The 15,725-nt window shown below is 37.6% G+C and carries 16 protein-coding genes, 1 tRNA gene, 1 other RNA gene and 1 other annotated feature; of the genes, 13 read left to right on the top strand and 5 right to left on the bottom strand.

All coding sequences use genetic code 11. From position 1 onward, the window contains the following. Positions 1 to 101: 101 nt before the first annotated feature. Positions 102 to 1,067, bottom strand: a complete 966-nt coding sequence (locus tag AC4NPH_RS30815) for a YaaC family protein (RefSeq protein ID WP_098197471.1) — start codon at positions 1,065 to 1,067, stop codon at positions 102 to 104. 116 nt (positions 1,068 to 1,183) lie between these two features. Here AC4NPH_RS30815 and guaB point away from each other — a divergent pair, with 116 nt between their 5' ends. The 6 genes from guaB (at position 1,184) to AC4NPH_RS30785 (ending at position 7,647) form a co-directional block, all read left to right on the top strand. Next, positions 1,184 to 2,650, top strand: a complete 1,467-nt coding sequence (guaB, locus tag AC4NPH_RS30810; RefSeq protein WP_013054827.1) for an IMP dehydrogenase — start codon at positions 1,184 to 1,186, stop codon at positions 2,648 to 2,650. 150 nt (positions 2,651 to 2,800) lie between these two features. Beyond that, positions 2,801 to 4,156: a serine hydrolase gene (locus AC4NPH_RS30805; RefSeq protein ID WP_098315315.1), complete on the top strand. Its 1,356-nt coding sequence runs from the start codon at positions 2,801 to 2,803 to the stop codon at positions 4,154 to 4,156. Positions 4,157 to 4,346: 190 nt separating this feature from the next. Next, complete coding sequence (gene pdxS / locus AC4NPH_RS30800) at positions 4,347 to 5,234, top strand: pyridoxal 5'-phosphate synthase lyase subunit PdxS (RefSeq protein WP_013054829.1); 888 nt, start codon at positions 4,347 to 4,349, stop codon at positions 5,232 to 5,234. Positions 5,235 to 5,255: 21 nt separating this feature from the next. Beyond that, entirely contained in the window at positions 5,256 to 5,843 is a 588-nt protein-coding gene (gene pdxT / locus AC4NPH_RS30795; protein WP_013081320.1) for a pyridoxal 5'-phosphate synthase glutaminase subunit PdxT, read from the top strand. Between the two features lie 57 nt (positions 5,844 to 5,900). After that, positions 5,901 to 6,113: a binding site (T-box leader), on the top strand. A 52-nt stretch (positions 6,114 to 6,165) separates the two neighbouring features. Then, positions 6,166 to 7,443 carry a serine--tRNA ligase gene (gene serS, locus AC4NPH_RS30790; protein WP_013054831.1) on the top strand — a complete coding sequence of 426 codons (1,278 nt, stop codon included), beginning with the start codon at positions 6,166 to 6,168 and terminating at the stop codon, positions 7,441 to 7,443. Positions 7,444 to 7,554: 111 nt separating this feature from the next. Next, a tRNA-Ser gene (locus AC4NPH_RS30785) sits at positions 7,555 to 7,647 on the top strand. 120 nt (positions 7,648 to 7,767) lie between these two features. Here the strand turns inward: AC4NPH_RS30785 and AC4NPH_RS30780 are convergent. From AC4NPH_RS30780 to AC4NPH_RS30765, 4 genes are all read right to left on the bottom strand, one after another. Continuing rightward, on the bottom strand, positions 7,768 to 8,448 hold the full coding sequence (locus tag AC4NPH_RS30780; protein ID WP_028410385.1) for a deoxynucleoside kinase: 681 nt from the start codon (positions 8,446 to 8,448) through the stop codon (positions 7,768 to 7,770). After that, positions 8,448 to 9,083, bottom strand: a complete 636-nt coding sequence (locus AC4NPH_RS30775) for a deoxynucleoside kinase (RefSeq protein WP_028410386.1) — start codon at positions 9,081 to 9,083, stop codon at positions 8,448 to 8,450. Before AC4NPH_RS30775 ends, AC4NPH_RS30780 begins: the two co-directional genes overlap by 1 nt. 143 nt (positions 9,084 to 9,226) lie before the next feature. Further along, the gene (locus AC4NPH_RS30770; protein WP_013054834.1) at positions 9,227 to 10,528 is read right to left on the bottom strand and encodes a glycoside hydrolase family 18 protein; all 1,302 of its coding nucleotides are present in this window, start codon (positions 10,526 to 10,528) and stop codon (positions 9,227 to 9,229) included. Positions 10,529 to 10,584: 56 nt separating this feature from the next. Continuing rightward, a complete protein-coding gene (locus AC4NPH_RS30765) occupies positions 10,585 to 11,127 on the bottom strand; it encodes a cysteine hydrolase family protein (protein WP_029325237.1) in 543 nt (180 codons plus the stop codon). A gap of 79 nt (positions 11,128 to 11,206) precedes the next feature. Between AC4NPH_RS30765 and tadA the strand changes: the two genes are divergently transcribed. The 7 genes from tadA to AC4NPH_RS30730 all read left to right on the top strand — a co-directional run bounded on the left by tadA (position 11,207) and on the right by AC4NPH_RS30730 (position 15,440). Next, a complete protein-coding gene (gene tadA / locus AC4NPH_RS30760; protein WP_013054836.1) occupies positions 11,207 to 11,677 on the top strand; it encodes a tRNA adenosine(34) deaminase TadA in 471 nt (156 codons plus the stop codon). A 102-nt stretch (positions 11,678 to 11,779) separates the two neighbouring features. Continuing rightward, an RNA gene (gene ffs, locus AC4NPH_RS30755) (signal recognition particle sRNA large type) lies at positions 11,780 to 12,044 on the top strand. Between the two features lie 130 nt (positions 12,045 to 12,174). Continuing rightward, a complete protein-coding gene (dnaX, locus tag AC4NPH_RS30750) occupies positions 12,175 to 13,863 on the top strand; it encodes a DNA polymerase III subunit gamma/tau (RefSeq protein ID WP_013054837.1) in 1,689 nt (562 codons plus the stop codon). 19 nt (positions 13,864 to 13,882) lie between these two features. Further along, positions 13,883 to 14,203: a YbaB/EbfC family nucleoid-associated protein gene (locus AC4NPH_RS30745; protein WP_013081327.1), complete on the top strand. Its 321-nt coding sequence runs from the start codon at positions 13,883 to 13,885 to the stop codon at positions 14,201 to 14,203. A 15-nt stretch (positions 14,204 to 14,218) separates the two neighbouring features. Then, positions 14,219 to 14,815 (top strand): recombination mediator RecR, encoded by a 597-nt coding sequence (recR, locus tag AC4NPH_RS30740; RefSeq protein WP_013054839.1) that lies wholly within the window; start codon positions 14,219 to 14,221, stop codon positions 14,813 to 14,815. A 14-nt stretch (positions 14,816 to 14,829) separates the two neighbouring features. Next, entirely contained in the window at positions 14,830 to 15,054 is a 225-nt protein-coding gene (locus AC4NPH_RS30735) for a YaaL family protein (RefSeq protein ID WP_013054840.1), read from the top strand. A 116-nt stretch (positions 15,055 to 15,170) separates the two neighbouring features. Then, positions 15,171 to 15,440: a pro-sigmaK processing inhibitor BofA family protein gene (locus AC4NPH_RS30730; RefSeq protein ID WP_013054841.1), complete on the top strand. Its 270-nt coding sequence runs from the start codon at positions 15,171 to 15,173 to the stop codon at positions 15,438 to 15,440. Positions 15,441 to 15,725: the final 285 nt, after the last annotated feature.

The raw sequence follows: 15,725 nt of genomic DNA, 5'->3' as shown, positions 1-15,725 counted from the left end.
GAACACGGAAGTTAAGCTCTTTAGCGCCAATGGTAGTTGGGACTTTGTCCCTGTGAGAGTAGGACGTTGCCAGGCACTTGAAAAAAGACTAGCTATTTTAGCTAGTCTTTTTTTGTAGGTTCATTTAAGTAACAAGAAATTAAGTAAGGAATCTTTTGAGCTGTAACTTCAAGGAACCTCAAGATAAATGGGTAATCTTTCGAAGAGTATGTATGCAATAATTCATACCACCACTCTGTTTCATAACGTGAAATCATACTTAAATTATAAAGTAATAAGTAATGTGCCAACATCTCAGGGAAATATAAGCAGCTATCTTTTTCCAAAGGTGCATGCAGCGTGTTATTTTGGAAATTGTACATAAAAGGTGAACAATTATATAAACAGCTTGAAGGATCAAGAATACATACCTGATCTTCTGACAGAGACAATGATAGGCGGGAACGCTCTTTTAAAAAAGAGTAGAGCCTTTCGTGATTCATATGATAACACCGTGTAACTTGTTCAGGAATAGACAAAGAGGTAGCTGGAAGCGATCCAATAGTTGTTAAATGGGAAAATGACCTAGTACCCAAATTTAAAAATAATGTATCTAATTCCGGTACGCACGACAACAGATAATTCATTGTATATTTACTACCTTCCATTTGTTTCACATGAAACAATTCTTCTCCTACTTGTGAAAACAAACCGCTTTTTTGGATCTTAACTTCATCATCTAAAAAATCATAACTTTGTTTTTTTCTTTTTCGTGTTGATACTCCATGTGCTAACACCGCCGTATTTTCTGGATATACTGGGTTTTGCGTTAACAAACAGGCTTTTAACAGCTGTGACATTCCATAAAATAATAAAACTGGTTGAACTGATACAGGAGATTGTGCCGCAACTTGATAATAATTTTTACTGTGTTCCAAATAATAAATAAATGGGTAACTGTTTTTAAAGCTATGTTGCTCTGCATCGCTATAATTCAATTTTTGATAGCGCTTTTTTAAAAAGTCTTGTACAAAAGGAACAGAGAAAAATAAATTGTAGGACGTCCAAACATCATTAAATTTATGCAACTAAATCACCTTTTCTTTTTATTAGAATTATCTGATATCTAGTGAAGTTATTGACAGGTACATATCTGCTTGTTAATCTACTAATAATATTCTGTCGTTTAAAGGAGGATTCTATAATGTGGGAAAGCAAATTTTCTAAAGAAGGCTTAACATTTGATGACGTTTTACTGGTGCCAGCAAAATCTGAGGTACTACCTAAAGACGTTGATATGAGTGTTGAACTAACAAAAACATTAAAATTAAAGGTGCCGTTCATCAGTGCAGGAATGGATACAGTTACAGAAGCTGAAATGGCTATTGCGATGGCTAGACAAGGTGGTTTAGGTATCATTCACAAAAACATGTCGATTGAACAGCAAGCAGAACAAGTTGATAAAGTAAAACGTTCTGAAAGTGGTGTTATCACGGATCCTTTCTTTTTAACTCCTGAAAACCAAGTATTTGCTGCTGAACATTTAATGGGCAAATATCGTATCTCAGGTGTTCCGATTGTCAACAACGAAGAAGAACAAAAACTAGTTGGAATCCTTACAAACCGCGACTTGCGTTTCATCCAAGATTATTCAATGCAAATTGCTGATGTAATGACAAAAGAAGAATTAGTTACTGCTCCAGTAGGAACGACTTTAGAAGAAGCAGAGAAAATTCTACAGCAATACAAAATTGAAAAGTTACCTCTTGTAGATGACAATGGCGTATTAAAAGGTCTTATCACAATTAAAGACATTGAAAAAGTAATTGAGTTTCCAAATGCAGCTAAAGATCAACAAGGTCGATTATTAGTTGGAGCAGCTGTTGGCGTAACAGCTGATTCAAATGTTCGTATCGAAAAATTAGTACAAGCTGGCGTTGATGTTATCGTTATTGATACAGCGCATGGACATTCACAAGGCGTTTTAGATACGGTACGCAGCATTCGCGAGGCATATCCAGAGTTAAATATTATTGCTGGTAACGTAGCAACTGCTGAAGGTACAAAAGCATTAATTGAAGCGGGAGCAAACGTAGTAAAAGTAGGAATTGGACCTGGTTCAATTTGTACAACTCGTGTTGTAGCCGGTGTAGGCGTTCCACAAATTACAGCAGTATATGACTGTGCAACTGAAGCTCGTAAGCACGGTGTAGCTATCATCGCAGATGGCGGTATTAAATACTCTGGAGATATCGTAAAAGCACTTGCAGCTGGTGGACATACAGTAATGCTAGGAAGCCTTCTAGCAGGAACGACCGAAAGTCCTGGAGAAACAGAAATCTACCAAGGTAGACGCTTTAAAGTGTACCGTGGAATGGGCTCTGTAGGAGCCATGGAAAAAGGAAGTAAAGATCGATACTTCCAAGAAGATAATAAAAAATTAGTTCCAGAAGGTATCGAAGGCCGTTTGCCTTACAAAGGACCTGTAGCAGATACTTTATATCAAATGATTGGCGGTTTACGCGCAGGAATGGGTTACTGTGGTTCAGCTAACTTAGAAGCGTTACGTGAACAGGCACAATTCATTCGTATGACTGGAGCAGGTTTAAGAGAAAGCCACCCACATGATGTACAAATCACAAAAGAATCTCCTAACTATTCTATGAGATAATCATGAATGTTTAAAAAACACGTTTCCCTATTAGGGAAACGTGTTTTTTATGTCATTGATCACGAATGTAACAGTACTTCTTTATCTATTTTTTTAAATTTTAGTATGATAAAATTACATTTATGTGAGTTTACGTTTGGAGGGTATAGAGTGAGAAACGCAGTACAGAAACAATTAATTTGTGTCATTGCTGTTATGTTAATGGCCAGCGTATTTTTTGTCTCTACACAAGCATCAGCTGCTCCTAAAACAGATGATATTGGCGTTGAAGCAGATGCAGCGATCTTAGTAGAGGCAAGTACGGGGAAAGTATTATACGGGAAAAATACGGATGCTTTATTAGGTATTGCAAGCATGACAAAAATGATGACGGAATACCTAGTATTAGAATCCATAAAAGATAAGAAATTATCTTGGGATCAACGTGTGCCAGTTAGTAAATATGCAGCTAAAATTTCTCAGGATTATGGATTATCGAATGTACCGTTAATTGAAAACCAAAAATACACGGTGAAAGAATTATATGATGCCATGGCTATTTACTCAGCTAATGGAGCTGCGATTGCTTTAGCTGAAGCTGTCAGCGGTTCCGAAGAAAACTTTATTAAGTTAATGAACGAAACGGCAAAAAGATTAAATATGGGTGAATCAAAATTTGTCAATTCCACAGGTCTTTCTAATTCTTTGCTAAAAGGAATGTATCCAAAAGGAACGAAGGAAGAAGATGAGAACCTTCTATCGGCTCGGGCAGTTGCTACCCTTGCTTATCACTTAATTCATGATTATCCAGAATCTTTGGAAGTAGCTAAAACTCCTTCTAAGATGTTTAGACAAGGGCAACAAGGCGAAACAAAAATGAACAATTGGAATAAGATGCTCCCAGGTTTTTCAGCTGCCTACAGCGGCGTAGACGGTTTAAAAACTGGCCATACAGATTTTGCAGGTCAATGTTTCACTGGGACTGCAGAGCGTAATGGGGTAAGATACATAACAGTTGTAATGAATGCTAAGGAAAACGGCAAGTCTACGGAAGCTGCTCGTTTTTCCCAAACGAAAAAGATATTGGATTATGCTTTTAGTCATTTTCAGTTAAAAGAAGTAGTGCCTGCTAACGGCGAGATTAAAGGGCATGAAACAATTGGTGTTGCTAAAGGAAAATCAAAAGAAGCTTCCGTTTCTCCAAAGAATTCGGTAAAGATTATTACCGAAAAAGGTCAAAAAGATCATACTAAAATCAACTTTAAGTTAAACGATAAAGTTATGAACGATCAAAAAGTTGTTGCTCCTATTAAAAAAGGAGAAACAGTTGCTTATGTGAGTGCAACAAACAGCAATCTTAAAGATTTAGGCTATGTAGGAGGTCAAACTACAGATAGCATGACGCCGGTTGTGACAAACGAATCTGTTGAAAAAGCTGGATGGTTCTCTCTCGCTATCCGCAGTATTGGCAACTTCTTCAGCGATATTTGGATGAATGCTGCAAATACAGTGAATAACTGGTTTTAATGATAACTCAAGAGAAAGAAGAGATACTACAAGAGAGTATCTCTTCTTTTTATTTTTAGATTTGTTTGTATATAATCTATAAATTAGATAGGAATTTTCCGAAAAATGCGGTAAAATAGACACTAAGTTTTGAATTTTGTATATACACTAAAAATTATTGTGAAACACTTGATACAGGAGGAAGACAAACATGAATAACATTACAGGTACTGATCGTGTAAAACGAGGAATGGCGGAAATGCAAAAAGGTGGCGTTATCATGGACGTTATCAATGCAGAGCAAGCAAAAATTGCAGAAGCAGCCGGCGCTGTTGCCGTTATGGCATTAGAGCGTGTTCCAGCTGATATCCGTGCAGCAGGCGGCGTGTCTCGTATGGCAGACCCAACAATTGTTGAAGAAGTGATGAATGCTGTGTCCATTCCAGTTATGGCAAAAGCTCGTATTGGCCATATTGTTGAAGCACGCGTGCTAGAAGCGATGGGTGTAGACTACATCGATGAAAGTGAAGTGTTGACTCCAGCTGATGAGGAGTTTCATTTGAATAAAAATACATTTACGGTTCCATTTGTGTGCGGTTGCCGTGATCTTGGCGAAGCATCTCGTCGTATTGCTGAAGGAGCTGCAATGCTTCGTACAAAGGGCGAACCAGGGACAGGAAACATCGTGGAAGCAGTACGTCATATGCGTCAAGTAAACGCTCAAGTACGTAAAGTTGTGGGCATGGACGAAGATGAGTTAATGACAGAAGCTAAACTATTAGGCGCACCTTATGAGTTATTACTGCAAATTAAACGTGAAGGTCGTTTACCAGTTGTAAACTTTGCAGCAGGCGGTGTAGCAACACCAGCAGATGCAGCGTTAATGATGCAGCTTGGAGCAGACGGCGTGTTCGTTGGATCAGGAATCTTCAAATCAGACAACCCTGAAAAGTTTGCACGTGCAATCGTGGAAGCAACAACACATTATCAAGACTATGAGCTTATTGCAAACTTATCAAAAGGGTTAGGAAGTGCAATGAAAGGGATTGAAATTTCATCATTATTACCAGAAAACCGCATGCAAGAGCGTGGATGGTAATTTAAAGGGAGTTTTGACAAAATGGTAAAAGTAGGCGTGTTAGGATTACAAGGTGCCTTTCGCGAGCATGCACAAGCATTAGAAGCAGCAGGCGCTGAAGCCATTATCATAAAAAAAGTTGAACAGCTAAACGAAATAGATGGTTTAATCCTACCGGGCGGCGAAAGCACAGCAATGCGTCGTCTGATCGACAAATATGACTTTATGGAACCTCTTCGCCAGTTTGCACAAGCAGGTAAACCGGTATTTGGTACGTGTGCGGGTTTAATTTTACTCGCAGGACAAGTCGTTGACCGTGAAGAGCCCCATTTAGGTGTTATGGATATTACGGTAGCTCGCAACTCGTTTGGGCGTCAACGGGATAGCTTTGAAGCGGCCCTAAATATTAAAGATATCGGTGAAGATTTTATAGGCGTATTTATCCGTGCTCCGCATATTGTAGAAGTAGGAGAAAACGTTGAAGTTTTAGCAATGCATAACGACCGAATTGTTGCGGCAAGACAAGGTCAATTCTTGGGATGTTCGTTTCATCCAGAATTGACAGATGATGCTCGCATGGCACAGTATTTTGTAGCAATGGTTGAAGAAGCTTCAAAAAAACCTGTATAAATGAATTGCATCTTGTAAAGACTTGTAGTACATTATGATTAATAAAAATGATATTGGTATAAAGCGTTGATAGGAAATAGTAATAAGATTTTTGATTTCAAGAGAGTCGATGGCTGGTGTGAATCGATAATCAATTCTTATGAATCCGTCCTAGAGCAAGCTGTCGAAAAAGTAGTAGGCAGTTTCGGTTCATCCGTTATCTGGTTTAAGAGGAAGGCTTATTTTAGCTTTCAATTAGGGTGGCAACGCGGGTAAACTCTCGTCCCTTTCATGGGGATGAGAGTTTTTATTTTGCCCTTTTATACTAAAGGAGGTACTAAGTATGTTAGATTTAAAATTTTTACGTGCTAATTTTAATGAAGTAAAAGAAAAGCTCAAGTTTCGTGGTGAGGACTTAACGGACTTAGGTCGCTTTGAAGAGTTAGATGCAAAACGCCGTGAGCTAATTGCTCAAACAGAAGAGTTAAAAAGCAAGCGAAATGAAGTATCACAGCAAATTGCACAATTGAAGCGTGAAAAACAAGATGCTGATCATTTAATCGTTGAAATGCGTGAAGTAGGAGATCGCGTAAAGCAATTGGATGAAGAGCTTCGCAGCGTTGAAGAAGAATTAGAACTATTGCTGCTTTCAATTCCTAACGTTCCACATGAAAGTACGCCTGTAGGTGAAACTGAAGATGATAACGTAGAAGTTCGCAAATGGGGAGAAATTAAACAATTTGATTTTGAACCAAAACCGCATTGGGATTTAGGAACAGATTTAAATATTTTAGATTTTGAAAGAGCTTCGAAAGTAACGGGAAGCCGCTTTGTATTTTATAAAGGGTTAGGTGCAAGATTAGAACGTGCTCTTATTAACTTTATGATGGATTTACATATGGATGAGCATGGTTATGAAGAAATCCTTCCTCCATATATGGTGAATCGCACAAGCATGACAGGAACAGGGCAGCTTCCTAAATTTGAAGAAGATGCATTCAAGATTAAAGAAGAAGATTATTTCTTAATTCCTACAGCTGAAGTACCAGTTACAAATTTACATCGTGATGAAATTTTAAGCGGAGATCAGCTTCCAATTGCTTATACAGCGTATAGTGCTTGCTTCCGCTCAGAAGCAGGCTCTGCAGGAAGAGATACACGTGGTCTTATTCGTCAGCATCAGTTTAATAAAGTAGAACTTGTTCGCTTTGTTAAGCCAGAAGATTCTTATGATGAATTAGAAAAATTAACGGGCCATGCTGAAAAGGTTCTTCAACTATTAGGTTTACCTTACCGAGTTCTAAGCATGTGTACAGCTGACTTAGGTTTCACAGCAGCCAAAAAGTATGATATTGAAGTTTGGATTCCAAGTTATGAAACGTATCGTGAAATTTCTTCTTGTTCAAACTTTGAGAGCTTCCAAGCTCGCCGTGCTAATATTCGCTTCCGCCGTGATACAAAAGCAAAACCAGAGCATGTTCATACACTAAACGGTTCTGGCTTAGCAATTGGCCGTACGGTAGCTGCAATTTTAGAAAACTACCAGCAGGAAGATGGATCAATTCAAATTCCAGAAGTGCTGCGTCCATATATGGGAAATAAAGAATTTATTTCTAAATAAAAGTAGAAGATGTTCATTAAGAATTAATTCTTAATGAACATCTTTTTTAAAAAAATCAATAAAAGAGTTGACTTCATTATTTGTATATGATAAATTAATACTTGTCGATACGGAGGAATACCCAAGTCCGGCTGAAGGGATCGGTCTTGAAAACCGACAGGGGTGTTAAAGCCCGCGGGGGTTCGAATCCCTCTTCCTCCGCCATATTTGACTTATAATGCAATTAACATAGCGCGATAAATTGGAGATTGGAAAACCGTTACTTATAAGTAACGGTTTTTTATTTGTTAAAAATGCCGCTTTAATAGATAAAGCGGCATTTTTTTATAGATGACGACGTTTTAGCTTTTCGTTATGTTGTAAAAAGCGAGCCACTTTTTCAACAATTGATTCAATTGAATCAGGATTCTTGATAAGGTCGTATTCTCTAATATCTAAACGAAGAATAGGACAAGCCGTAAAGTTATTAATCCAGTCTTCGTATCGGGCGTGCATCTCTTTCCAATAATCAAGAGGCGTTTGTTGTTCCATTGGTCGCCCTCTTTCTTGAATGCGATCTACAATATCTTCGAAGCTGCCTTCCAAATAAATGAGCAGATCCGGATGAGGGAAATATGGAGTCATAACCATTGCATCGAACAAGCTTGTATATGTTTCATAGTCTACTTTAGACATCGTTCCTTTTTCAAAATGCATCTTAGCAAAAATACCGGTATCTTCGTAAATGGATCTGTCTTGGATGAAGCCGCCGCCATACTCGAAAATTTTCTTTTGTTCTTTAAAGCGTTCCGCTAGAAAATATACTTGTAGGTGGAAGCTCCAACGTTCAAAATCCCCATAAAATTTGTCCAGGTAAGGGTTGGAATCTACTTTTTCAAACGATGTGCGAAATTGGAGAGCATCAGCCAATGATTGAGTCATTGTAGATTTCCCAACTCCAACTGTGCCCGCTATCGTCAACACAGCATCATTAGGAATGTTGTATTTCGATCGTAAGTTTACCATTACATACTCCTTTTTAACATACTCTCTTGAACCTCTGATAAGATTCTATTTAAGTGTTGTTTATTTTGTACAAAATCTATTTCATCACCGTCATAACGTAAAATGGTTACATCAGGGTTATTTTGTTCAAACGCCGTCATAGCTTTTTCATAATCATCACTTAGCCTCGCAAGGTAGTGAGGATCGATGTTTCGTTCAATTTCTCTTCCGCGCATTTTAATACGCTTTAACAAGGTATCTAAACTGGCATTTAAATAAATAATAATGTTCGGAGCTGGCATATCAGCCGTTAAGATGTGGAAGATTTGTACATATTTTTTATACTGTTCATCTTTTAACGTTTGCTCAGCAAAAATCATGTTTTTCATAATATGATAATCTGCTACAACAGGTTTTTTATAAGATAAGAACCCTTTTTGAATATCCTCCAACTGCTTATATCGATTACATAGAAAAAACATTTCGGTTTGAAAACTCCACTCGTTGATATTTTCATAAAATTTCCCGAGAAATGGATTTTCATCTACGATTTCTTTTAAAATTTCGAATTGAAATGCTTGTGCAATCTCTTTAGCTAGAGAGGTTTTTCCGACACCGATGGGTCCTTCTACTGAAATAAAAGGTGTGCCTTGCATTCATTTGCCTCCTTCATGACCACTCGTTCAAAAAAAACAGACAAAAAATATTTTAACATAGAGAAGGAGAATAAGGGGGAAAGAAATTTCTTTCAGTAAGAAGAATAACAAAAAGCCTACTGTTAACAGTAAGCTTTCCCTATTTATGGCTGTGTCACTCTTTTTGTAATTTTGAAGTTGTCTTCAATCAAGAGCCAGTTTTGCGGGAAATCTAAGCCTAGTTTCCAGTAAGCCATTCCTCTAAGTTTTAATTCTTTGATTAAATCAAACTTGGCCTGAATAGACCTAGCGTCTTCAAACCATACTTCGTGGGTGCGCTGCTGTTCATCTTTATACCGGAAGAAAGGAGCTTGTGCTTTATTGTCGTATTGAATAGCTACTTTATAGCGAGCTGCCAACTCAATAGCTCGTTGAGGACTAATGGCTTTGGCATATTCCCCTCCTGGTTTGTAAGGAAGTGTCCAATCGTAACCGTATAGGTTTTGGCCCATGATAATTTTTGAACTAGGTATTTCAGATACTGCATATTCTAAAACATCACGTACGGGACCAATAGGAGAGACGGCCATAGGAGGCCCACCGCTATATCCCCATTCGTATGTCATCGGAACAACGAAGTTAGCAATCTCTCCAATGGCTTTATAATCATGTGCTTCATACCATTTGCCTTTTTGATCTCGACTTGTCTTCGGAGCTAAAGCGACAGACATAAGAAGTTGCTCATCTTGAAGACGCTTTTTTGCTTTCTGTAAAAATGCAATATAGGCTTCTTTATCTGCCGGACGCAAAAATTCGAAGTCAAAGTGAATGTCTCTGAAATTTTGTTCTTTCGCTGTTTTTACAATATTATTTAAGAGCGTATCTTGAACGTCTTTATTATTTAAAATTGCTCGGCCGACTTCGTCACTGAATGCGCCGTTTTCAATATTAGCCAATACCATTAAGAAAATGACGTCATTTTCTTTAGCAATAGAACCTAAATTGTTAAGTGGAGGTGCCTTTAGAGAACCGTCTTTTTGCACTTCGAAGTTCGCTGGCCCGAGATAAGTAAGGTATTTTGCATTTTGATTAATCATTTTCTCTGTTTGAGGAGTGATTTTTCGATTGCTTGTTTCAACATACCCTAAAAACTCACCGTTTCTTTTGTTGGGGGAAGGGGGAATTAAGATGCGGCGGCCAGGTGTTAAGGGTGCTGTAACTGAAACATTGTTCGCATTGGCAATAGCCTGATAGCTAACGCCTAATTTTCTTCCTACCTTCCATATAGTGTCCCCAGCTTTTACTGTGTAGTAAGTACCGTTGATTGGAATAACCATAGATTGCCCGATGACGAGTTGATTTGGATTAGGTAATTCATTTGCTCTTATAATTTTCCCTGCGTCAATGCGGAACTGTTTTGCAATACTATATATACTGTCACCTGCTTTAACAGTGTAAATTTGCATAATAAAAAGCCTCCATTTCATATGACTTACTTCCATCATATGAGAAGGCTTTTTACTTAATTCATCAACTCGGTATGTTTGCAAATACGAGCATTTAATACGTTATGCATCATTCTCAAAGCAAAGGTATTGTCTTCATCTGCGTTTGAAGCAATACAATCTTCAGGCACAATTAAGTTATACTCACGCATATAAGCATCGTTGGCTGAAAAAAGCACGCATATATTTCCCGCAATTCCTGTTAAAATAAGTGTATGCACATCGAGCTGTGATAGCAAAATATTTAAAGCTGTCCCATAGAAGATAGAATGCTTTGGTTTAATTAAAAAGTAATCAGCGTTTTGTGGTGAAATGTGATGTAGAATGGGTGAGCTTATCTCATTTGTGCAGTGTGTTAAAATGGTTTCTAAGTTTGCTTGCCATAGCTTATAGTGGTCATTGACATAAATGATAGGGATATGTTGAGACGAGGCATATTGTTTTAATTTGGAAATGTTTTGAGCAATTGTTAAAGATTTTTCAGCAAGTATTTTGCCGTTTTTAAATTGAAAATCGTTTAGCATATCAATAATAATTAAAGCAGTTTTAGCGTTCTTCACATAAGTTCTCTCCTTTTCCTGATGTACATAGTAAATAGTTTGACTCAGAAAAAATATAATATGTAAGGTTGGATAAAAAGTGTTAAATGATGAAAAGTATATGAGGTTGGCAATTGATGAAGCATTAAAAGCCAAAGATAAATTAGAGGTTCCCATTGGAGCAGTTATTGTTCAAAATGACGAGGTAGTTGCTTCAGCTTATAACTTACGAGAAACAGAACAGCGATCAGTTGCTCATGCGGAACTTTTAGCAATTGATGAAGCATGTAAGAAACTAGGAACATGGAGATTAGAAGACGCTACGTTATATGTCACCTTAGAACCATGTCCGATGTGTGCAGGTGCTATTGTATTATCAAGAGTGAAAAGAGTTGTGTTTGGCGCTTATGATCCTAAAGGTGGCTGCGCGGGAACATTGTTAAACTTATTAGAGTTTGAAAAGTTTAATCATCAAGCACAAGTAGTAGGAGGTATGCTAGAAGAAGAATGCGGGAGCCTCTTAACGACCTTTTTTCGTGAGTTGCGTCAACGAAAAAAGGCTGGAAAATAGCGCTAAAAAAGTAAGTTTTCTATAGCGGTTGCATTTTTGAATGAAAAGACGTATACTTGTAAATGCATCAACTTGATGCCCAAACTATTGGTTTCAACTTTGCCGTGCTAAGCGGGGAGGTAGCGGTGCCCTGTACTCGCAATCCGCTCTAGCGAGGCCGAATTCCTTCTTGAGGTTAGCTCATCTTAGGGCCTGCCTTAAGTAAGTGGTGTTGACGTTTGGGTCCTATGCAATGGGAATCTGTGAACCCTGTCAGGTCCGGAAGGAAGCAGCAGTAAGCAGAACCTCTCATGTGCCATGGGGTCGCCTGAACCGAGCTAACTGCTTAAGTAACGCCTGGGGTGGTTAATCGACGGAAGGTGCACGGCAGTTATATACATAAGTTTAGTCTACTCTGTTGGAGTAGGCTTTTTATTTTATCTCTCACTATTTTGAAAAAAAACCTCATAATACGCTATAATGATAACTAATGAATTATATTAAAAGGAGAGGATGTAGTGGCATATCAGGCTCTGTACCGTGTATACCGTCCTCAAAGCTTTAACGACGTAGTCGGTCAACAACATATTATCAAAACACTTCAAAATGCCCTTGTCCAAGAGAAATTTTCGCATGCGTATTTATTTTCTGGACCTCGAGGGACAGGAAAGACAACAGCTGCTAAAATTTTAGCGAAAGCCGTTAACTGTGAAAAAGCACCCATTGCTGAACCCTGTAATGAATGTGCAACTTGTCGGGGAATTACTGATGGTTCCATTTCGGATGTAATTGAAATTGATGCAGCCTCTAATAATGGAGTCGATGAAATTCGAGATATCCGTGATAAAGTAAAATATGCACCTAGTGCTGTTCGATACAAAGTGTACATTATTGATGAAGTTCATATGCTTTCAATTGGAGCTTTTAACGCTTTATTAAAAACGTTAGAAGAACCTCCTGCACATGTTATCTTTATTTTAGCTACAACAGAGCCGCATAAAATTCCATTAACGATTATCTCTAGATGTCAGCGCTTTGATTTCAAACGCATTTCGCCAGAAGATATCGTATATCGAATGAAGGAAGTATTGGGTTCTGAAGAGCTAGAAGTAAGCGAGGATGCTCTTTACGAAATTGCGAAAGCTTCAGAAGGCGGCATGCGTGATGCACTTAGTCTTTTAGACCAAGCCATCTCGTATAGTACGGAGAAGGTGAGCTTAGAGGATGTTCTATCCATAACAGGAGCAGTATCACAGGCTTTTATTGTGAAGATCGTCCAAGCTATCTTTAATGAAAACATCGTAGAAGCGCTAGACTCTGTTGAAAGTTTGATCAAAAACGGAAAAGATCCAGCGAGGTTTGTAGAGGACCTCATCTTCTATTATCGTGATGTTCTGCTTTATCAAGCTTCTGAAGAAAATGCATATTTACTTGAAAAAGCAGCGGTTAACGAAGAGTTTAAAGAACTCAGTTCAAAAATGGATAGTGCCTTTATTTATAAAGTCATTGCTGAATTGAACCAAACTCAGCAAGAGATGAAATGGAGCAATCATCCTCGAGTGCTACTTGAAGTAGCTTTAGTAAAATTAGCTCAAAGTTCTACAAATCAAGAGGATACTCTTCCATATCAAGACATTTTGCAAAAAATGAATCAAATGGAAGCAGAACTGCAGCAGTTAAAAGAAAAAGGTATTCAAGTTGATCATACAGCTCAGGCAGCGCAAACAGAGAAAAAACAGACAAGACAGTCCAGAAGTCAGTACAAAACGCCTGTTGGGAAGGTAAATGAAGTTCTAAAAAATGCCACTCGGCAGAATTTAGAAACGATTAAGCGATCTTGGGCGCAGGTGTTGGACACATTGAAACAACAAAATAAAGCTTCACATGCAGCGTTGTTATCTAACAGTGAACCAGTTGCGTCTTCAGATCAATCATTTATACTTAAATTTAAATATGAAATTCATTGCAAAATGGCTTCTGAAAATAACAACAATGTACGTGATAATTTAGAGAATATCTTATATACTTTAATTGGCAGCAAGCGTGAAATGGTTGCAATTCCAGAAAGCGAATGGGATAAAGTAAGAGAAGAGTTTCTTCAAGGACAGCAAAGTGATGGGTCATCAGGTCAACCACAGGAGGAAGACCCTGTGGTTGCAGAAGCGAAAAAGCTATTTGGAGAAGACTTAATCGAAATTCAAGAGTAAATTTAGGAGGAATGTTCATATGATGAAAGGCATGGGCAATATGCAAAAAATGATGAAACAAATGCAAAAAATGCAAAAAGATATGCAAAAAGCGCAGGAAGAGTTAGCTGAAAAAACTGTTGAAGGTACAGCTGGCGGTGGAATGGTAACAGTTGTGGTTAACGGTCAGAAACAAGTAATTGATGTAAATATTAAAGAGGATGTAGTAGATCCTGAAGATATTGAAATGCTACAAGATTTAGTACTAGCAGCAACAAATGACGCATTAAAACAAATGGACGATTTAACAAATAACACAATGGGTCAATTTACAAAAGGTTTAAATATTCCAGGACTTTAATAAGGTGGTTGCCACGTGCATTATCCAGAACCAATATCAAAGCTTATAGATAGTTTTATGAAGTTACCCGGCATTGGTCCAAAAACAGCTGTTCGCTTAGCGTTCTTTGTTTTATCTATGAAAGAAGATACAGTATTAGATTTTGCAAAAGCATTAGTCAATGCGAAGCGAAATTTAACCTATTGTTCAGTTTGCGGGCATATCACAGATCAAGATCCTTGCTACATTTGTCAAGATCAGCGCAGAGAGCGAAATGTGGTATGTGTCGTGCAAGACCCTAAGGATGTCATTGCAATGGAGAAAATGAAAGAATATAACGGCTTGTATCATGTCCTGCATGGCGCAATTTCACCTATGGAAGGAATAGGGCCTGAAGATATCAAAGTACCAGAGTTATTAAAAAGACTTCAAGATGACGAGATTCAAGAAGTGATTTTAGCTACTAACCCGAATATAGAGGGCGAAGCTACGGCTATGTATATCTCTAGGCTCTTAAAGCCGACAGGAATTAAAATTACTAGAATTGCTCATGGGTTACCCGTTGGAGGAGATCTTGAGTACGCAGATGAAGTAACATTATCTAAAGCCCTAGAAGGTAGAAGAGAAGTATAACGAGGTACTTGCATATGTTTTTTAAAAGAAAAGGTTGGTTACGCAAAGAGTACGATGATGAATTTGTGAAGACTTTTATGCAAGTAAAGCAGGAATGGAGTCACAAAACTTCAATGGTAGAAAGAAGTGTAGATCCTTCAGAAGAGGTAATGGTAGATATTCGATTAGCCAAAATGAAGTATCTTTTTCTATTAAAAGAAGCCAAGCATCGAAATATTTCAATTAACAGGATGTCATAGAGGCATCCTGTTTTGTTGTCTTTATAAAATAAGGATTTCCCTCCGTGAAATAGTGCTTTTTTTGAATGCTTGGACATACATATAAGATAACTTATCTGCTTTAAGAAGGAGGCAACATGCTAAATCATCCCATTGTAGTTGTGTCTTTTTTAATAGGACTAATCATTCTACTCTTAGTAACAGGTGGTGTTGAAAAAATGCTTCGATTCATTGGAAATTTATCGATTAAGCTTATTATTGGCGTTCTGCTGCTTTTCTTTATTAACATTTTTGGCGTACAGTTTGGTATTCATATCCCTATTAATTTCCCCACAGCCATTGTTTCAGCTATTTTAGGTATTCCAGGAATAGCTGCCTTACTTGTTATTAATAATTTCATATTATAATTTGGAGGAATATCCAAAATAAAAGTTTTCTGGAATCTTTTCGAGAAAACTTTTATTTTTTTTGGAAAAGTTGTTGACCAACAAGTTAACAGATGTTATATTTATATACGTCGCTAAGACAACAACAAAAAAATAACTCGAAAATAACTTAATGAAAAAAGTTGTTGACAAGTTATTCTTAAGGTGGTAAGATAAGAAAGTCGCCTTGAGACAAGAGTTCTTTGAAAACTGAACGAAATAGTAAACGTCAACGTTAATTTTTATTTTTTAAATTGAGCAAGTCAA

The sequence above is a fragment of the Priestia sp. MDV22-iso46 genome, assembly GCF_058629175.1.
The sequence above is the reverse complement of the archived record's forward strand: the minus strand, read 5'-3'. Positions and strand labels throughout refer to the sequence as shown.